The sequence below is a fragment of the Echinicola sediminis genome, assembly GCF_054777495.1.
Genome location: NZ_BAAHAP010000035.1, coordinates 27,980 through 48,367, shown reverse-complemented (window position 1 = coordinate 48,367; position 20,388 = coordinate 27,980). Strand labels below are relative to the sequence as shown.

General features: G+C 42.9%; 16 protein-coding genes. 6 read left to right on the top strand and 10 right to left on the bottom strand.

Annotated elements, in window-relative coordinates; all coding sequences use genetic code 11:
• Positions 1–335: 335 nt before the first annotated feature.
• Both ACYVAA_RS11020 and ACYVAA_RS11015 read left to right on the top strand, forming a co-directional pair.
• Positions 336–1,181, top strand: a complete 846-nt coding sequence (locus tag ACYVAA_RS11020; protein ID WP_460541538.1) for a sulfurtransferase — start codon at positions 336–338, stop codon at positions 1,179–1,181.
• A gap of 2 nt (positions 1,182–1,183) precedes the next feature.
• Positions 1,184–1,387: a hypothetical protein gene (locus tag ACYVAA_RS11015; protein WP_460541536.1), complete on the top strand. Its 204-nt coding sequence runs from the start codon at positions 1,184–1,186 to the stop codon at positions 1,385–1,387.
• A 210-nt stretch (positions 1,388–1,597) separates the two neighbouring features.
• On the opposite strand, the gene ACYVAA_RS11010 is transcribed toward ACYVAA_RS11015, so the two are convergent.
• Positions 1,598–3,958, bottom strand: a complete 2,361-nt coding sequence (locus ACYVAA_RS11010; RefSeq protein ID WP_460541534.1) for a TonB-dependent receptor — start codon at positions 3,956–3,958, stop codon at positions 1,598–1,600.
• 362 nt (positions 3,959–4,320) lie between these two features.
• On the opposite strand from ACYVAA_RS11010, the gene ACYVAA_RS11005 reads away from it, so the two are divergent.
• The gene (locus tag ACYVAA_RS11005; RefSeq protein WP_460541532.1) at positions 4,321–8,277 is read left to right on the top strand and encodes a PAS domain-containing hybrid sensor histidine kinase/response regulator; all 3,957 of its coding nucleotides are present in this window, start codon (positions 4,321–4,323) and stop codon (positions 8,275–8,277) included.
• A gap of 6 nt (positions 8,278–8,283) precedes the next feature.
• Here ACYVAA_RS11005 and ACYVAA_RS11000 read toward each other — a convergent pair whose 3' ends face one another.
• Positions 8,284–9,381, bottom strand: coding sequence for a mannose-1-phosphate guanylyltransferase (locus ACYVAA_RS11000; RefSeq protein WP_460541529.1), 1,098 nt, complete (start codon positions 9,379–9,381; stop codon positions 8,284–8,286).
• A gap of 411 nt (positions 9,382–9,792) precedes the next feature.
• On the opposite strand from ACYVAA_RS11000, the gene ACYVAA_RS10995 reads away from it, so the two are divergent.
• Together ACYVAA_RS10995 and ACYVAA_RS10990 are read left to right on the top strand one after the other, a co-directional pair.
• Positions 9,793–11,142, top strand: a complete 1,350-nt coding sequence (locus ACYVAA_RS10995) for a sigma-54-dependent transcriptional regulator (RefSeq protein ID WP_460541527.1) — start codon at positions 9,793–9,795, stop codon at positions 11,140–11,142.
• Positions 11,143–11,235: 93 nt separating this feature from the next.
• A complete protein-coding gene (locus ACYVAA_RS10990) occupies positions 11,236–11,580 on the top strand; it encodes an Hpt domain-containing protein (RefSeq protein WP_460541525.1) in 345 nt (114 codons plus the stop codon).
• A 99-nt stretch (positions 11,581–11,679) separates the two neighbouring features.
• On the opposite strand, the gene ACYVAA_RS10985 is transcribed toward ACYVAA_RS10990, so the two are convergent.
• The 5 genes from ACYVAA_RS10985 to ACYVAA_RS10965 form a co-directional block, all read right to left on the bottom strand.
• On the bottom strand, positions 11,680–12,468 hold the full coding sequence (locus ACYVAA_RS10985) for a YoaK family protein (RefSeq protein ID WP_460541523.1): 789 nt from the start codon (positions 12,466–12,468) through the stop codon (positions 11,680–11,682).
• Complete coding sequence (locus ACYVAA_RS10980) at positions 12,468–12,944, bottom strand: hypothetical protein (protein ID WP_460541521.1); 477 nt, start codon at positions 12,942–12,944, stop codon at positions 12,468–12,470. Before ACYVAA_RS10980 ends, ACYVAA_RS10985 begins: the two co-directional genes overlap by 1 nt.
• A gap of 11 nt (positions 12,945–12,955) precedes the next feature.
• Complete coding sequence (locus ACYVAA_RS10975; protein ID WP_460541519.1) at positions 12,956–13,459, bottom strand: hypothetical protein; 504 nt, start codon at positions 13,457–13,459, stop codon at positions 12,956–12,958.
• A gap of 91 nt (positions 13,460–13,550) precedes the next feature.
• Positions 13,551–14,927, bottom strand: coding sequence for a sensor histidine kinase (locus tag ACYVAA_RS10970; protein WP_460541517.1), 1,377 nt, complete (start codon positions 14,925–14,927; stop codon positions 13,551–13,553).
• Entirely contained in the window at positions 14,924–15,619 is a 696-nt protein-coding gene (locus ACYVAA_RS10965; protein ID WP_460541515.1) for a response regulator transcription factor, read from the bottom strand. Before ACYVAA_RS10965 ends, ACYVAA_RS10970 begins: the two co-directional genes overlap by 4 nt.
• A 377-nt stretch (positions 15,620–15,996) precedes the next feature.
• Between ACYVAA_RS10965 and ACYVAA_RS10960 the strand changes: the two genes are divergently transcribed.
• Positions 15,997–16,368, top strand: a complete 372-nt coding sequence (locus tag ACYVAA_RS10960; protein WP_460541513.1) for a hypothetical protein — start codon at positions 15,997–15,999, stop codon at positions 16,366–16,368.
• Positions 16,369–16,413: 45 nt separating this feature from the next.
• Here ACYVAA_RS10960 and ACYVAA_RS10955 read toward each other — a convergent pair whose 3' ends face one another.
• The 3 genes from ACYVAA_RS10955 to ACYVAA_RS10945 form a co-directional block, all read right to left on the bottom strand.
• On the bottom strand, positions 16,414–17,892 hold the full coding sequence (locus ACYVAA_RS10955) for an arylsulfatase (protein WP_460541511.1): 1,479 nt from the start codon (positions 17,890–17,892) through the stop codon (positions 16,414–16,416).
• A 192-nt stretch (positions 17,893–18,084) separates the two neighbouring features.
• A complete protein-coding gene (locus ACYVAA_RS10950) occupies positions 18,085–19,503 on the bottom strand; it encodes a sulfatase (RefSeq protein WP_460541509.1) in 1,419 nt (472 codons plus the stop codon).
• Between the two features lie 83 nt (positions 19,504–19,586).
• Positions 19,587–20,375: a gluconate 5-dehydrogenase gene (locus tag ACYVAA_RS10945; RefSeq protein WP_460541507.1), complete on the bottom strand. Its 789-nt coding sequence runs from the start codon at positions 20,373–20,375 to the stop codon at positions 19,587–19,589.
• Positions 20,376–20,388 lie beyond the last annotated feature (13 nt).

Below are 20,388 nucleotides of genomic sequence, written 5' to 3'. Positions count from 1 at the left end.
TGAAATTTTCAGATAATTCATCAAGTTTCAGTTAATCTATTTAAAATTAATTCGTGCCAACCTGTCTAGCGCCAGGTAGATCTTCCGTTATTCGCTGGGGCAGGCTGTGTAAACTTGTCGTGGCGGATTCGTGGACACCTGCTTGAGAATTTCATTTACTGGCACAATTGCGGTTAGACAAGAAAAATTTATTCAAACCGTCCCCAAAACAACCCTATTTAATTGATTGTCAGGCAAAAGAACAGTAAATTGAGGTACAGTTAGCAAGGATCTATCAGGCTTGCTAATTGGGCCAAACCGCATATCCAAAAACTAAAAGAAAGGAGAATTTAACCATGTCAGATTACGCTAATCCTAAAATGCTCGTTTCGACGGATTGGGTGGACAAACACCGTATGGATCCCAATGTGATCATTGCAGAGGTGGATGTAGATACCAAAGCCTTCGAAGAAGGACATGTACCTGGTGCCATAGGGTGGAACTGGCAAACCCAACTTTGTGATACTGTCGAACGGGACATTATCAAGAAACCCGATTTGGAAAAATTGTTGAGCGAAAGTGGCATCACCGAAGACAGCACACTTGTGCTGTATGGTGATAATAACAACTGGTTTGCTGCCTGGGCTTTTTGGCAGCTCAAAATTTATGGGCATGAGGATGTCCGCATCATGAATGGTGGCCGTAAAAAATGGTTGGCCGAAGGTCGCCCCTTGAGCAAAGCTGTCCCTGCCAATAACAGAAGCTCCTATAAAGCTAAAAACCCCAATATGGCCCTACGCGCTTTTATGCCCCAAGTACGGGAAGCCTTCAAGTCGTCAAATACGGCTCTAGTGGACGTACGCTCTGCTGACGAATTCAGTGGTAAAGTGCTTTCCCCTCCAGGACTACCTGAAACCTGTCAGCGGGGAGGACATATACCCGGAGCAAAAAACATCGGTTGGGCAATGGCCTGCAATGAAGACGGTACCTTCAAAAGTTTTGATGAACTCAAACACCTCTATGAAGATCAAGGGGTAACTTCGGACAAGGATGTCATTGCTTACTGCCGAATTGGGGAGCGATCCAGCCATTCTTGGTTTGTGCTAAAATACCTTCTGGGCTATCCAAATGTAAGGAACTATGACGGTTCCTGGACCGAATGGGGCAATACGGTAGGGGCCCCGATCCAGGTAGGCGCTTAACAATGGAAAAGGCCGAAAACTATCAGACAGAGAACGAAACTGTAAACGGTTTCGATCTAAAAATCATCACCTATAAGATTGGTAATCAATTTTACTGTCATATAGAGAACAAGGATCCGGGCGCTGTGATCGCCCGTGCTGAAGGCACCGACCGAAATACAGCCAAAGAGCTGGCTTTGACAAAAGCCTCCAAACGACTGCGGTAGGTAAGAATTACAGCATCACTATTTTATTTACAATTACTTTAAACCCAAGGTGCGGGAGACCGCACCTTTTTTCTTTTTCCTAGCATACAATACAAAATCCCCCTATTGATGGAGGCTAAAAGAGAGGCTTTTTTTTTACATCAAAAATTTTAAGAAAAATATGTCTGCTTGACTTAAAGCAGCCATACTTTGTGAGATCAATCCGATGGATTACAAATTGATCACCGCACTCAGGTTAAATGCTGCCCCCTTTCCTTTGGTATACAGGTTGGAACGGGTAAACCACTGGGAACGGGCCGGGAAATAGTCTTCATTAAAGATATTCTGGATGCCTAAATTCAGTGTTACCGTTGAGTTCATCTTATAGGAAGCCGCCAAATCAAACAAATGATACGCCTCAACGGGAGCCTTGTACACATCGTATGAACCCGCTTCATTTTTCTCAAAACGGTCCCTGTTTCCTACTCCACTGTATTGTAGTTTTAGTGAAAGTTTATCCTCCATTAGCAGGTACCTCAGATAGCCTCCCATTTTTGGGGCAGAAATCCTTTCTCCCCCCAGGTATTGATCCTCTGGATCATTAAAAGAACCATTGTCATTGCCATCCATCTTACCTTCAACATAGGCATAGTTTGCCCCAGCAGTCAGCTGCTCAGTAAGCGCTATGTCTACTACAAACTCAAAACCATGGATCTTTTCAGGGCTTCTCAACACTTCAAAAACACCATCCACAAACTTGCCGCTGGTCCCCAATTCAGAGGTACTGATATAACCAACCCCTTCAAAGCGGAACCGGCCAAACTCACTGACAAAGCCCGTTTCATAACTGTTTACCACCACGGCTTCGGTATTGATGGCATTGATATCATCCACCCTTGCCGCACGTAGCATGACACCAATATCCGCTACACTGAATCCTTGGGAAAAACTTACATAAGGAGAAAAATACGTCCACTTATTGTACCTCAGACCGGCATTGAACAGCCAGGTATTATAGGCCAACTCCCCACCTTTTACATCAAATGAGGGATTTACCACACCTGTAGAAGTATTGACGGTCTCCAAGGTCTTATAATCTTCCACCCCAATATTCACCTTCTCGAATCTCACTCCTCCTTTAAAAACCAACTCATCGAAGAAATCCAGTTTCAGTTGGGCAAATGGAGCAGTATTGAACATGTCCATCTCGGGAACCCATTGCCTTCCATCCACCAAAGGCTGGGAAGTAATGTCATTCATCAGGTCCAAACCATAAGAAACCTGCCCGTTTACAGCCCTTTCGGTCAGTATGGGGGTATTTAACTGGAACCTTAAACCTTTTTTGTCCGACGAAATCATGGACTGCCCACCATCAATAAACGTATCGGAAGTGAAAAACACATTATCCACGGATTGATAGTAAACATCTGCTTCATAATCCGTATTGGCAAACGCTTCCTTTCCGGAGAACCGAAGGGAAAGATTGTGGTTTCCTCTTACCCCTTGAGGCACTCCCTCAGGCGCTCCCAAAACGGCTTTCGTCTTTTCCCTATCATCATAATTCCCAAAATCGGAAACATAATTTGTTTTTTGCTCGCTACTATAGTAGTTATAGGAGAACTGCAGCCTGTGCTTAGGATCGATGGAATAGCCCAATTTCACAAAGGCATTATAGGAGTCTGTTTCACCCAGGCCATAAGTAGGTGGAAGTACATCCCCTTCAGCATCTTTCCATTCACCGGTCTGTTCGAAGACACCACTTACCGTATAATCCAACTTACCATGCTTGCCATAAAACAGTTGACTGATTCGAGAGCCCACACTATTGTCAATATTTGACAAAGAACCGGTAGTGGATACTGCAGTCCTGGAGTTAAAAGCTTTCGCGGTCCTAGGGGTCCGGGTGATATAATTGATCAAACCTCCCGCTGCGCCGTTTCCATACACCGCCGTAGCTCCTTTGATAACCTCTACCCGCTCTATCAGGTCAGGATCTAGTGATCGTAGATCCACTGCCCCGTTTCGTAACGGAGTGGACTGGGGCACCCCATCTATCATGATCAGTAGAGGCCGTCCCCGAAGGGTCTGTCCCCAATTACTACTGGTTGCCGTGCTTGGACCCAGGCCAGGTACATTATTGCTAAGGATGTCGATAATATTGGTCGTCACCACCATTGCTTCGTCCAAGGTCTTACGAGGAAGTAGGGTAAAAGACGAAGGCACTTCATCTATGGACTCTGGATTTCTACTGGCTGAAACCACCATTTCGGCCAGATCCAAGGATTCATTTTTCAAAGTAACCATCACTGATGCTGTCTCTCCCTCGGACAGGCGGAGACTAACAGAGGTACTTTTGTATCCAATGGAAGAAACTATTAAGGTATAGTTATCTGCTGACAAGCCCTCCAGAACAAAGTGGCCATGCTCATCAGAGGTGACTCCCTTTCTACTGCCCTTTATCAACACATTTGAAAAGGGAATGGATTGGCCAGATTCATCCTGCACCTCCCCTTTTATCACACCGGTATCTTGGGCAATAAGCGTACTACAGCAAATGGCAACCAGTATGACCAAGAGTAAATACTTCTTCATGATTTTTATTTAGATTTAATTTAATTAAGAAGTCGCAAAAGTAATATCCGGACCAGAATGACCAAAATAAATCCGTGAGATGTTTTATATAAAAAATCAATGTAAATTTTAATTCAATAGACAAAACAGATCAAAATGTATTGTAATTTTGAGATGAAGTGACTATCCTAAGACAAAAGGTAAATATACACTACCGTCAAGGCAAAAAAATGCTAATGAAACTAATTACACTATGCTTTTACAATGGCACCTAAATAATTATTCTATTATATTCCTTTTTAAATAAAATTAGAAGTATAAATTAGAATACTCTAATTGCAGTTGACAACTAAAAGCAGGTATAAAATAGATTTTTAAAACTGATGCCCGATAAAATTGACAATTCTTCCCCAGCTACCATCGATCTAAGTTCCGTTCACCAATGGATGGAAATGGCCCTACTTTCCACCGGTTTTTCCACAGTTGTTCTGACACGCTTTCTCAATGGCTCACAGGAATACCATACCGGCCTCGGCCTGTCTCAAAAAGAATGGAATGCCCATCAGGATGTTTTCAATCAACTTGATCCGGCAATTGGCTCTCAACAAAATAATCTTGAACTCCTTACCTTTTCTTTTTCGCTGGGGAAAAATAAATTTGCTCAGGCACTGATAAAAAACGTCCCTGCCAATGACGGTAAAATGTGGGGACGCCTCTATTTTCTATCCGAGAGTTCCATACAACTTGATGACAAGAGCGAAAAGCAGATTAATGTTATTATCAGTGGCATAAAAAAAGAAGTCAACAGGGAGTTGGCACTAAGCAATATTTCTTTTTCTGAAAAGCAGTTCAGACGTTTTTTTGAAAAATCCATGGGCTTGATGTGCTCCCATGATATGGAGGGGACATTTTTGATGATCAATGATGCCAGTGCCCAAAGCCTTGGCTATCAGAGGGAAGAAATTATCGGTAAAACACTTTATGACATTATTCCTGAAAAACACCATCAGTCAATTGCCATTTACTTAGAAGAGATCCAGACCAATGGAATTTCCAGTGGGATCATGCAAACCATGCATAAAGACGGTAGTCCGCGGTTTTGGCTTTATACCAATGTCCGTCAACAAAAGGAAAACGAACCTCCGTATGTATTGGGAAATGCGCTGGACATCACAGAAAGGCATCAGTTAGAGCGTGAATATAATAGGATAAAAGAAATGCTCCTTCAAACCAATAGCGTTGCACGGATTGGAGGATGGGAAGTAGATTTTATTTCCGACAACATCTATTGGTCCGAAATCACCCGTGAAATCCATGAGGTAGCTCCTGAATTCGTTCCCGACCTCAATAAAGCCCTGGGCTTTTATCCCGAAAAATCCCTAGAAAACCTCAACAAGGTAATTCATGAGGCGGTCAATAACGCTATTCCTTATGATATTGAACTCCAGCTTATTACCCACAAAGGCAACAAAAAATGGGTGAGGTCAATAGGAAAGCCCGAATTCCATAATGGCATTTGCACTCGCTTATATGGTACTTTTCAGGACATTACTGAGAAAAAAAGGACGGAATTAGAAATCGCTCGTTCCAAAAAGTTACTGGAAGATGTCCTTAACGCCTCCTCTGAAGTAAGTATAATATCCACCGACGTTAATGGAACCATCAGGGTTTTCAACAAAGGGGCTGAAAAGATGTTGGGGTACGATGCTGAAGAGATGATAGGGAAGCAAAGCCCCGTCATCATCCATGACCGCCTGGAAGTGGAAAACTATGGAAAAGAACTTACAGAGCAATACGGAATAAACATAGAAGGATTCCGTGCATTTGTCCACAAATCGGAAGTGGAAGGATCGGATGAGCGTGAATGGACCTATATCCGTAAAGATGGCTCCAGTTTGGATGTTTCTTTGACCATCACCTCCATGCGGGATGAAAAAGGTGAAATCACGGGTTATTTAGGGATAGCGACTGAAATCACCAAGAGGAAAATAGCTGAGCAGCAACTGATTGTTGAAAAAGCCAGACTCAATGCCTTTGTAACTTATGCTCCTGCTGCTGTGGCCATGTTTGACCGTGAGATCAGGTACATAGCCTATAGTAACAGGTGGCTGGAAGAATATAAACTGCAGGGACAAGACCTTACCAACCGGACCCATTACGAGGTATTTGGAAATATCTCTGAAGAGTGGAAAGAAATTCACCAACGGGTGCTTCAGGGAGAAGTCATCCGAAGTGAGGAAGATATCTGGCGCCCCGAAGGTTGGGACCATGACCAATACCTGCGCTGGGAAGTCAGGCCTTGGTACCAGTTTGACAACAGCATTGGCGGCATACTTATGCTCACCCAGGACATCACAGAAAGCTGCCTTCAACGGGAAGAACTGAAAAAGGCCAAAATAATGGCCGAACAGGCAAGCATTGCTAAGTCAGAGTTTTTGGCAAACATGAGCCACGAAATAAGAACACCTCTCAACGGGGTCATTGGATTTACAGACCTGGTACTAAAAACCAACCTTAGTGAAACCCAATTGCAATACCTATCCATTGTCAACCAATCTGCCAATACCCTCCTGAACATCATCAACGATATTCTGGATTTTTCTAAAATTGAAGCCGGCAAGCTTGAACTGGATATTGACAAATGCGACCTCTACGAGCTTTCGGACCAAGCCAGTGATATCATCACCTACGAAGTCCATAAGAAAGGGCTCGAGATGTTATTGAACATCTCCCCCAGCATACCCCGCTATGCCTGGGCAGACAGTGTCAGACTCAAACAGATTTTGGTCAACCTGCTCAGCAACGCCTCAAAATTCACAGAAACTGGAGAAATAGAGCTGGAGATCAGTGCATTGTCAGCAATCGATGAAAATCAGGAAATGCACATCCGCTTTTCTGTCAGGGATACCGGAATCGGTATCAAGCCGGAGAAACAGCAAAAGATCTTTGAAGCATTTTCCCAAGAAGATGTCAGTACCACCAAAAAATACGGGGGAACAGGACTTGGCCTGACCATTTCCAATAGCCTGCTCAACCTAATGGGCAGTCACCTGCAGCTGGAAAGTGAGCCGGGCAAAGGCAGTAACTTTTTCTTCGATCTGAAACTCAAATGTGAAGATGGGGATCCTCTGGCCTGGCAGTATGACCTGGATCTTCAAAAAATCCTTATTGTCGATGATAATGACAACAATAGGATTATCCTTGAAAGAATGTTTGAGCTTAAAGGTATCCAGACTGCCCAGGCAAAAAACGGATTTGAAGCCTTGCAGCAGCTAATTGACGGCGAACAATATGATGTGATCCTAATGGACTATCATATGCCGATCATGGACGGAATAGAAACCGCCAGGAAAATCAGGGAAGGATTTGAGCAACAGCCCATTATTTTCCTGCACAGCTCCTCAGACGACGACAAAATCCGAAAAGCCTGTAGGGACCTGAATATCCAGCACAGGTTGGTCAAACCTATCAAAATACAGGAAATGTATGAAGCGCTGCTGAGGGTTACCAGAAATACCGTACAAGTACACCAGGAAAGAAACCAGTCAAATGGAAAATCCACCAAAATGCTCCAGGATGGCACCAAAATTCTTATTGCGGAGGACAATTCCATCAATATGCTGTTGGCCAAAACAGTGATCAATAACCTTTCCAATGAAGTGACCATTTTTGAAGCAGTCAACGGAAAAGAGGCGCTGGAGCTTTGCCATCAAGAGGTCCCGGATATCATCTTCATGGATATTCAAATGCCCGTCATGAACGGATTGGAAACTACCATGCAGATCAGGGAAAAGTATGCCCAGGAAGATATCTTGATTATCGCTTTGACAGCAGGCAATATCAAAGGCGAGAAAGAAAAATGCATCAATGCCGGCATGAATGATTTCATCGCCAAACCCTTTGTGGAAGAAGACCTTCTTCAACTTCTGAAAAAGTGGGGAAATCATGAAAAGGTGGAATTGTCCCAATTAAAAGAGGACAACGGAAATAATATTGAAGGCTTCGATATTGAAGAATTACAGAACTTCCTTGGTTTTACCGACATCAATGACCCCATGTTCCAAAACATCCTCCAATCCGGTATCGAGGAACTTGAAAAATCGGCTAGGGAGATCAATAATTTGGTGCAGACCGGCAACACCTCTCTATCCCCTGCTGCCCACAAGCTCTATGGATCAGCCGCGACTTTAAAGACGGCAAAACTGTCTAAGCTTTCCTCTAGACTGGAAAAGCGGGAAAGTTACAATTTTCAAGACCAGGATCTCATGAGCCTTATCGGTGAGATCCTGGATGAAATCAAAACTGTCTCCTTATCAATCAAACAATATATATTGGGTTAATATCCTTCAAATACACGCTTGCTTTTCGACCAAGCCTGTGTAGGCTCTTAAACGCTCCTCGAGCTCTTTCTTACAGATCAAAAGGGCCTCTGGGCTATTGACAATGACCATGTCATTCAGCCCCCCTACGACCACTAATTTCTCTTCATGAGAATGTACTGTACAGTCGGAACTCTCCACCATCAAGGTTTTTGCCGGGTACGAAGAGCCGTCATAGGGCACTATGGAGACATACTCATAGGCACGGTTCCAGCTCCCTATATCCTTCCATTTAAATGAGGCCGGTAGAACATATACATTGCTTGCGTTTTCCATTACAGCAAAGTCTATGGAAATGGCTGCACATTTTTTATAGATAACCCTTACGGCCTTATCTTCTCCCGAGGTATTGAAATCCCTTCCATACTTTTCAAACAACCTATACATGGAAGGCTGATACTCTTTGAGAGCATCCAATATCACCCATGCCTTTCCGGATAAGATACCTGTATTCCACAGATAACCTCCGTCTGCCAGAAACAATTCAGCCGTTTCCCTGTCGGGTTTTTCAATGAATTCCTGTACTTCATTTACGTACGTATCTCCTACTATTTGACCGCCACAGTTAAGATAGCCAAAGTCTGAACTGGCATAGGTCGGTTCAACTCCCAGACTCAGCAAAACATCGTATTTATCCGTAAAACCCAATGCCTTCAAACAAGTGGTTTGAAACAGGGCTTCATCTTCAATCCAATGGTCTGACGGAGCGATGGTAAGATTGGCATCAGGATACTTCTTTGCCAGCTTATAACTGACATATGCGATGGATGCCGCTGTATTTTTACTTTCCGGTTCGGCGAGAACATTATCCAGTGGCAAATCCGGCAATTGTTTTAAGACCATCGGAAGATACTCCTGTGCGGTGACCACATAGATATTCTCCAGTCTAACCACTTTCTCAAACCTCTTCAGGGTAGCCTGAAGCAAAGATTCTCCCCTATCTTGGATATCCAAAAACTGTTTCGGGACACAATCGTTAATAACAGGCTTGAAAAAACTTTCCTTTCCTCCGGCCAAAATGGCTACAAAATGGTTATCGCTTTTAAAATTTATTTCTTTTTCCATCTTATCTAAAATATTTGGGGCCTATACCTTTTTTTCTTCTTCAACATAAAAGAAGCTTCCGGCAGGGATAGCCCTGACCGAAAGCTCTACTTAAAGTGTAAACAAGTTGGGATATTGGGTGATAAACAACTTTCTCATTTTACTACTCTAAGCACATGGGTGACAATCATGGGATTATTCAAGCAACCTTTTTCTCTTTAAGTGATTTCCTCGTCTAAGAAATTCCATTTATACTGTTTCTATAACCAAATCGCATACCATAAAGAAAAAACACTGTACAACAGTATTTTACGCATTTCGACCTATTCCAACTTTCCATATTTTGGAATTCATTCCATTTTATGACCCGATGAACACGCTTTTTTCTTATCTTCGTTTAGTAAAACTTTTAAGCATATTGTTTCATTAGAAATGACTGATTCTGGATTTCAAATTTTTATCGTAGAAGACGACCCTTGGTATGGAAAAATTATCGAGTACCATTTGGGACTAAATCCTGATTACCATGTCAGGCGGTTTGAAACGGGAAAGGACTTGCTTTCTCATCTGCATCTAAAGCCGGATCTGATCACTTTAGATCTTAAATTGCCGGATATGAAGGGGGATGAATTGTTTTTAAAGATCAGAGAATACGATGCTGATATCCCCGTGGTCGTGGTCAGCTCACAGGAAGACATTGCCCTGGCTGTCAAACTACTAAAAATGGGCATTAATGATTATTTGCTAAAAGATGATGCCACCAAAGACCTACTGTGGAACAGTATCATCCGCATAAGGGAAAACCAAAAGCTCAAAAAAGAAGTAGAAAGTCTCAAGGAGGAACTGGGAAAAAAATTTACGTTCCAAAATACCATTATCGGCAATAGCCAGGCCTTGCAAAAGGTTTTTGGGCTCATTGAAAAAGCCATCACAACCAATATTAATGTCTCCATAACCGGGGAGACCGGAACCGGTAAGGAAGTAGTTGCCAAGGCCATCCACTATAACAGCAAGCGGAAAAACAAAAACTTTGTGGCCGTAAATATGGCTGCAATTCCCAACGAACTGATCGAAAGTGAACTCTTTGGCCATGAAAAGGGGGCATTCACCGGAGCAGTAGCCCGAAAAACCGGTAAGTTTGAGGCGGCAAACGGAGGCACGCTTTTTTTGGATGAAATTGCCGAACTGGATCCAAACAATCAAAGTAAGTTGCTTAGAGTACTCCAGGAAAGGGAAGTAACCCGCGTAGGTGGTCATGACAAAATAAAGCTTGATGTCAGATTGGTGGTGGCCACCCACCAGAATTTGGCTGAGAAAGTCAAGAAAAATGAATTCCGGGAGGATCTTTTTTACAGGATAATGGGGCTTCCCATCGATTTGCCTCCTTTACGGGAAAGAGGAAATGATGTCCTTATTTTAGCCAAACACTTTATTGAGGGATTTACCCAGGACAACGGCATGCCCAACATCAGTCTCTCTAAATCTGCCAAAGAAAAATTAATGCGCTATCAGTATCCTGGCAACGTCAGGGAGCTGAGAGCAATCATTGAATTGGCCATTGTTATGTCCAATGGCAAAGAAATGGTGGCAGACGATATTATATTCAATAATATCAACAAAGAGGATGTGTTCATGCTGGAACATAAAACCCTTAAAGAGCACACCCGGGACATCATAAAATATTACCTTAAGAGGAACGAAAATGATGTCATGACCACTGCCCAGCAACTGGATATCGGTAAGAGTACCATATATAAAATGATGAAAGAGGGGGAACTGTAACACTTTTAAAATTTATCTTTTTGTTCCCCTCCGAATGATACAGTGAATTCATCCACTGGCAATAGGTATCATAAAACAAACTTGGAGCGCAGTATGGAAAACAAACTTTATGATCTGGAAAAACTTGACGAAATGTCCCCTGGCAATGCCAAGTTCAAAAATGACATGCTTCAACTTTTTATTACCGTTTCCACTTCCACCATGGAAGAGATAAAGGCCGCCCATGATAAAATGAACCTGGAGGAAATAAAAAGGCTCGCCCACCGGCTCAAACCGTCATTAAACAGTCTGGGCATCACTTCAATGTTGGATGAAGTCAAACGTATTGAAAAAGAAGAACTCTCCGAAAAAGCATTAAAAGCCGTCATCATGCGAATGGAGATCATTCTTGAAATCGTAAATCGAGAATTAAGAGAAGTGAAGTTCGAGCAAGAATGAAAGATTATTGGAAAACCGGATAATGAAGTTTTGGATACCCCATTGTCCAGATCGTTTTTATTCAAAATTCTTCATCGGCGTATTTACTAAGAAAACCACTCAAACTTTTTCCAATACTTCCCTTTTAGGTCTTGTACCCTGAAAATAATTTCTCCGGCCATTGAAATCCCTCCTAAGGACCAGCTCATAGAATTTCAGTTTATAGTAATCATAACCGATTACGATCAATAAAAACAGGCAAACGATGTAAAACACATTGTAGGAGATGGTCAGGTAAATATAGCCTGCCGTAACACCGCCAAGAAGATAGCTGAACATGATGGCCAATTGAATTTTCAATTTTCCCTTAAGGGCGCTGTTTTGACGGTATTCTCGTTTGGTAAACATAGAAAACAACATTCCCAGGTCAGTAGTAAGCCCGGTCAAATGTGTTGTCTTTACTGCTGAATTTGAAATACTTGCTGTCAGCCCATTCTGCACCCCCATGGCAAAAAGCATCAATCCCACCAATAGCTCCGTTTCAAGGAGTGTTTCGGCATAGTAAAACTGTACATACGTCCCCACTATGAGCAAACAGCAGATTTCAAGCACCACAGGCAGTGCATGTGCTAAATATGTAGAAGTTCTGTTCAGGTGGATGATGATAAAATTAGCGGCAAATCCTCCAAAAAAGAACAACATAATCCAAGCAGTCACTACTCCGGCCTGATACCAGTTTCCCTTGGCGATTTCTTCCGCCAATACAGCATAATGTCCTGTCACATTTGAAGTAAAGGCAAAAAACAACATGACCGAAACCACATTAACCATCCCTGCCGAAAAGGCAGTAAGGCTGCCCAATTTTATATTGTCACCCAGCGTCCTGCTATTACTGAATTTTCTAAGCATTATTTTCCGATTCCTTGTTTGACAAACTTCATTTTTATGATCCCACGCGCCTGAAGGTCTGAGTTAAAATGAATTTCCAACGTATCTGCTGTCAATTTCTGTATCTGATAATGTTCCAGGCAAGTGCCTTTTCCATACAGTTTTAGGACATGCCCCCTCCCTTTTAACCTCCACTGAAGTTCCTCCTGATCCCCACCTGTTTTATGCAATAAGAGCTTCCCGTCAGGCATGATCTCCCAGGTTTCCGCCTTGTGGATGACCAGTCCCTTACTGATTTCTTTTTTTAGCTGATCGCTGATTAGCAAGGATAGTTCCGAATTTACCTTATCCTTAGGATCCAGTTTCTCATAGCTCCACATCACTTCTTTCCATTGCCCCAGCAGCTTGGAGTCGGGGCTGGAATCATTGGCCAGCAGTGTTGCCACAGCAGCCCACATGAGAAACACCACAGCCAAGTACATTGCTTTTATGCGCATAGGAAGGACGATTAGGAGGGACTAAAATAGCCAAAGAACAAGGAGGCCAGCTGAATCTGGTCTGCCTCTTTTTTCTTTCCGTGGCCTATCCACTTCACCCTCATCAAATTGATACTGGCTTTTTCAATAAATGGCATCAGGTCAAAGCTTCTTTTGTGCCGTGGCTGGAAAGTATAATCAGAAAAAGCGTAAATCTCCTCCACCCTGTTACCCTCTATATAGTTTTCAAAGGCACTTTGATTGAATCCCATAAAAAGATCGGCACTAAGGCTCTCTATCCTGGAACCGTACTTGTTTTGAAGCAACTGGCAGGCTGATTGAAACTCGGCACTTTCCATTTTTCGAATGGTTTCCCGCTTTTCAAAAAAAAGCAACTCCGAAATTGAATCCGGTTGATGCATGCCGTGCAGAAGAATGATTTCTAGCGAACACTCTTCATTAGCGTTCAATACCGATTTCACAAGGTTCAATGATTTAACCGTAAAATCAGTTGGAATTACCACTGTTTTTCTCATCAAATACAAAATTTATTTCGATCGAAGGTAAAACTACACCCCAACCATTAAAAAAGTATAAGAATAAAATTAAGATGAGATTAGAATTTTCTTAGTTCATTTGATGCATTTTTAAAATCACCTGAACCGTGGTTCCTTCGTTTTCCTTTGAACTTACCAGCAGTTCACCTTGGTGCATTTTAATAATGTTTCTGGCCAAAGGCAATCCAATGCCGTACCCTTCATGTTTTTTGGTATTGGAAGCCCTGAAATAGGGATCGTAAATAAATTTCAGTTCTTCCTCAGGAATCCCTATCCCATCATCTTTGACGATGATAAACACCTTTTTATCTGCCACGCCCAAGGCTACATGAACAGGACGGTAATCGGAGTATTTGCAGCCGTTAAGCAAAATATTGGAAAGTGCCAGATGGAGCAAGGCTTCATTGGCGTGGATCTTCAGCAGGTAGGGATTTTCAGGTAATAAGCTGAAGTCCAGCACTATTTTACTACCCGGATTGATTTTTTCCACGGTGTCCTTTACATCCAAAATCAACTGGTCAGTCCGCAACCGGACAAATTTCTGTCTTTTACCATCAAAGCCCGTTTGGGCCAGCATCAAAAGGGCCTTGGTCTTTTTATCCAACTTCTCCGCTTCCTCTAAAATGGTCTGCAGTGAAATAATATATTCCTCCGGCTTTCTGATCTTGCTTAAGGTCACATCTGCCTCCCCTATTATTGAGGTGAGGGGAGTGTTAAGCTCATGGCTGGCATTGCTGATAAAGTTCTTTTGGGTTTCGAATGAGGTCTCCAACCTATTAAGCATATCATTAAAAGTATGGGTAAGCTGTGAGATGGTATCGTCATTGTCGGATTTCTTGGTCAGCCTTAAATGGAGATTTTCCGAGCTGATTTCCTTTACTTTTTCGATGATATCATTGATAGGTTGGATGATTTTTCTGGAAAAAAGAAATGAAACCAATAAAATGATCACAAAGGCAATAACCAATGAAGTGAAAAGCAGATTCCTTAAATACCTGATATGGTGGGTAATGAAATAGTTCTCAGCAGAAATGAGTACCAAGTACTTTTCTTGGTCCACAGTGGTATACAAGGTCCCATAATAGAATGTGCGGCTATCGTTATAAGTACTTTTCCCCTCCCTGAGCACCTCCTCAATAAAATCGGCATGGTATTGCTGCAGGCCATCCGTGTCCCATAACTCCCCGGAATCCTGGTGAGGGAATATCTTAATGCTTTCATCCGGCAGCTTCTCCAGGTACTCCTGCCTCAATTCCCGAATTACATTGCCTCCTTCTTCCTTTTCCAGCTGGGATTTTGCAGTAGTAATTGCCCTAATCTCCAACCTTTTATAAAAATCCGTAAAGGCATAATTGGAAATGGAATAATAAATCAACCCGCTGAACAGCAGGGTATAGCTGAAAAATATAATCAATAAGACGTAAATGATTTTATTTTGGATTTTCATTCTGCTTCCTTTAGGACATACCCCATGCCGATCACTGTCTGGATCAGCCTCACCCCTCCATATTTCTCCAACTTTTTTCTTAAATAATTGACGTACACATCCACCACGTTGGTCCCCATATCAAAATCTATCCCCCATACTTCTTCCAAAATATCCACCCTGCTCAATACCCTACGCTTGTTTTTCATAAACATGAGCAACAGCCTGTACTCGGTGGAAGTCAGCGCTATCTCCATACCGTCCCTCAATACCGTCTTGGTATCATCGTCCATCTGGAGATCATCAAAACTGAAGATGTTTTCCCTTAGTCCCTCAGCAGTAGTGCTGTATTCCGAACGTCTCAGTAAAGTCCGTATACGTGCCAAAAGCTCGATAAACTTAAAAGGCTTGGCCAGGTAGTCATCTGCCCCTGAGTCCAGTCCCATCACCACATTTTCCGTACTTCCCAAAGCTGTAAGAAAAAGAATAGGCACTGTTGGCTGCTGAACCCGAATTTCTTTGCATACATCCAGCCCATTAATTTCAGGGAGCATAATATCCAAAACGATCAAGTCATAACTATTGGCATTGGCGAGCTGCAGGCCGATTTTCCCATCCATCGCCAGTGCTACTTCATAGCCTTCTTCTTTAAGCCCTTTATTGATAAACGCGCTTACGTGGCTATCATCTTCTACGAGGAGTATTTTCTTCACCAGTCTGTATTGGGGTTACTTTTACAATATCTACAAACATGTATAAACCAAAATTGGAGGAAAAAGTTTAAAAATAAAGCCTTTCTAATGGAATTCTAATGTAGTGACGACACTTAATGAAAGAGAGTTGCTTTTGGTAACCATCAGCCACCAGGACATCAATGAAAAGGTATCCGATCACCAATGAGCCGTCATAGCCCAGCTCTTTTAAACCCTGCTGTTTTCTCACCAAAGTCTTAGCTAATTTTCACTTGACTGAAAAAATACTCTGACGGGAAAACCCTAAAAAATACCATGAATACAGTATTTTTTTCCTCCCTTACTTTGGATACTTTTATGTTAATTTTTGAAGGTGATCGAATCCAAATAACTTAACCATGACTTTTACAAAAAACCAAGCAACAGGTAATCCATCAGATAAATTAGACCAAAAAACGATCATTACCAAAGTCATCGTTTTACTGCTTATTGCATTTGCCTTTGTATATACGGCCATGGAATTAAACCTTTTTTACCTCAAGCTGGTACTTGCTCCTGTTTTTCTGGGTTGGATACTGGATATCCATTTCTCTTATCATGAAAATCTTTTGAAGATTACCGACAAAGAATTTTTCGGGTCAACCCCCACTCCAACATCCTTGACTAATAAAGATGATTCTAAAGCAATTTTCAAAGGCACCCTATTCTCTACCACCTCATTGTTTTACTCAACCATTATCCTTTCCATTTGTATGATCCTGGCTGTATAGCCTCCCTCAGCCCCTTCCTAGGCTTGAAATGCAGTTGACTCATTCCTAAGGTATATCATCCAAATAGCCCAGTTCAAAGGTTGATGATGGAGTATGGGCCTCGGAAAAAACAGCTTCCATTTTGCTCACCATCTCCGGATAAATTTCAGCCAGATCGTTTTCTTCACCAAGGTCATTTTCCAGATCATAGATTTCGACGGCCTTATTTCCTTCCCGGATATTCCTTCTCACCCCTTTCCATTTGCCTATCCTAGCAGCTTGCTTTCCCGCCTCACCATGATATTCCCAATAGAGGTATTCGTGTTTCTCCTGATTATCACTGTTACCCAGCAAGGTTGGCAAAAAGGAAATCCCGTCCCAATCTTTGCTTGGCGCTATCCTCACCAATTCGGCAAAGGTCGGCATAAAGTCCCAAAATGCTGAAACATGGCCGCTGGTACTGTTTGCCGGAACCTGACCCGGCCAGCTGATAATCAAAGGCACCCTGATTCCTCCCTCGTACAAATCCCTTTTGATCCCCTTCAGTGGCCCATTGCTATTAAAAAAATATGGATCCCCTCCCCCTTCTTGGTGCGGGCCATTATCAGAAGTAAATATGATCAGTGTATTTTCTTCCAAGCCAAGTTCCTTTACCTTATCGATGATCGCACCTACTTGTTTGTCCAAGATGTTTACCATGGCAGCAAAGGCCACATGGGGCTTATCTTGGGATGCCAAAGCTCCCTGTCTAAATGCCGGTCCTTCATCAATGCCTTTGAATGGCTTGCCTTCCTCCAATTTACCCTCCCAACTTTTCATCTCTGCCTCAGGAGCGATGAGTTCAGCATGGGGCAAGGGGCTAGGAACAAAAAGAAAAAATGGCTTGGAACGGTTGTCTTCAATGAATTTCAAGGTCTGCTCCTGTATCAGCGCCGGGGCATAAGCACCGAACTTTCCATTATCATTGCCTGCTAAGCTAACTTCTTTCTTGTTATGCCATAAGTGGTCGGGAAAATAGTTGTGCGCCAAAGACTGACAGACATAGCCATAAAATTCATCAAAACCCTGTTGGTTAGGCTCACCGGGAGTTTCAGGACCTCCTAAACCCCACTTACCAAATGCCCCGGTGACGTATCCTTTGGACTTGAGTACTTCCGGTAGGGTGCGGATGGAATCTGCCAGTGGAAACTGTCCCTCCCTTTCGCGAAAGCCGTAAGGCGATGGATCTAAACTACGATTATCACGAATGGCCACATGCCCAGTATGGTGGCCAGTAAGGAGACTTGCCCGGGAAGGGGCACACACACTGCTTCCCGCATAATGGTTGGTAAAAAGCATTCCTCCCGCCGCAAGGCGGTCTATATTGGGCGTCTTAAATTTTTGTTGGCCATAGCAGCTCAGATCACCATATCCCAGATCATCAGCCAAGATAAAGATGATGTTGGGATATTTCGAATCCTCACTTTCGCTCTTTTCTTGGCCATTACAGCTTAAAAGGAAAAGGATATGTGTCAAAAAACAGGTAGTGAAAATCCAGCTTCTCATTGGCGCTAATTATTGGGTCAACATTAATTTACGGTTTCACACCCAATTTACTTTTTCCAAATGAGGACTTTATAGGGTACTATCCTGATTTATGCCTTCTTAATAATTTATCTGGCCCCATCGGGGAGATCTGCTGGAGACTACCAACTACCTTGTTCCTATTGGTTGAATTTCAGATTATAATATATCTATTCAATACTGATCGGATATCTTTTGAAAATAGTCATTAAAATTATACCGGCTGTAAGGGGACAAATCAGCCTGCTCCCTTGGTATTAACCTATCCAGTTCATTGAGCCGATCGGTATAGGTGGGATCTGAGGACAGATTGTGCCATTCAAAAGGATCAGTTTTAAGGTTATAAAACTCTTTCGAACCATCAGCATACCGGATCAACCTGAAATCCCCATAGCTCACAGCCATATTGCCTTTTCCGTAAGAAGTTAAAGCTGGGTAATCCCAAACCTTCATGGGGTCTTTGATCAGTGGAACCAATGACCTGCCATCAATTCCTTTTTTCTGCTTTAAACCTGCAAGTTCAACCAAGGTCGGATACATGTCCAATAATTGAACGGCCCTTCCGCAAACCTGACCTGAATTTTTTCCCGGTTCTTTGATCATTAAAACAGAATGGGTATCCCTCTCCCAAAGGGATTGCTTTGCCATCCTATTCTTTTCACCCAAATGATAGCCGTGGTCTGACCACAAGACGATGATAGTATTATCTACATAATCACTTCTTTTTAATGCCTGAAGTAATCTTCCTATTTGGCTATCAGCAAAACTTATGCAAGCAAGGTAAGCCTGAACAGCGTACTTCCATTGTCCGGATGCTATTAACCATTCCGTTGTAGGCATCATTGGGGCATCGGCTACCGATCTCCCACTTTCGGGAATATCTTCCATATCCTGTTCCATATAAGGAGGCATTTTCAAAGAATCCACGGGATACAAGTCAAAATATTCCTGAGGCACATACCATGGGACATGGGGTCTGTTTAATCCCACCGCGAGAAAAAACGGCTTGTCATGCCGGGCTTTCAAAATATGGGAGGCCCAGCTCACCGATTTAAAATCGGGCATCTCCTGAACATCTGCCGGATATGCTCCCCAGTCAGTTTGTGTTTTCCCCTTTTTTTCAGGAAACCAGACAGGATCATAATTGAAGCGCTTAACAGGCTTTGGCCCGGTCACCCCATTATCACCTCCATACATATCAAAAACCTTAGCCGCATCGCCCTGATGAAAAATCTTTCCCACGCCGAATGAAACATAACCGTTTTGCTCAAAATAGTCCGGTAAAAACACCGACCCGGCGGTCAACTCATTGGATTTCTTGATATCCCCGTCCTGCAGCTGCAGGTAATTTCCGGATCGGTGCGGATAAAGCCCCGTCAATACAGATGCTCTTGAAGGGCCGCAAATAGGCGCCTGGCAATGCGCATTGGTAAACAAAGTAGATATGGATACCAAGCTATCCAAATAGGGAGTCTTTGCCTGATCATTCCCCATGCAGCCAATCCAATCATTCAGATCATCCACCGCTATAAGCAATACATTGGGTTTATTTTGGCAAATACCATTAAAAGCTGTAAAGCTTAATAGAAGCATCAGTAACCATCTTGGCATCACTTATAATCATATTAATTGTAGAAAATAAATCCTTATGACCTTCCACAGGTCCCAAATACTGCTCAATTCTCCCCTATAGGCTTGCCTATGGTGGCCAATATCCCTCCATCAACGTAAACTACCTGTCCATTGACAAAATCACTCGCTTTGGATGCCAAGAAAACAGTAGTCCCTTGCAGGTCCTCAGGATCGCCCCATCTTCCGGCAGGGGTTCTGTTGATGATAAAGTCATTAAAAGGATGCCCGTCCACCCTGATAGGGGCCGTCTGTGAAGTCGCAAAATACCCAGGTCCTATGCCATTGACCTGAATATTGTATTTGGCCCATTCTGTGGCCAGGTTTCTGGTCAACATCTTCAGCCCGCCCTTACCAGCGGCATAGGCAGCTACCGAATCTCTTCCAAGCTCACTCATCATCGAACAAATATTGATGATTTTGCCACCTCCATTTTCCTTCATACTCCTGGCGACTCTTTGGGACACAATAAAAGGCGAAATCAAATCCACTTCCACCACCTTTTTAAAATCAGACGGTTCCATTTCCAATGCTGGCACCCGCATGATGATCCCCGCATTATTCACCAAAATATCGATCGGACCGAATTCCCGTTCCATTTCAGTGATTTTGTGATCCACCGCGAGTGCATCGGTCACATCAAAAAGGAATCCATGGGCACTGATACCATTAACGGCATATTCCTTCTTTGCCCTGTCGATTTTTTCTTGACTGATATCATTAAACAAAAGCGTAGCTCCGCTTTTGGCCAATGCGCTTGCCATGGCCATTCCCAGACCGTGCGTTGCCCCAGTCACCAAGGCCACTTTTCCCGATAAATCAAATAGTTCTTTCATGAATTTGTCTCTA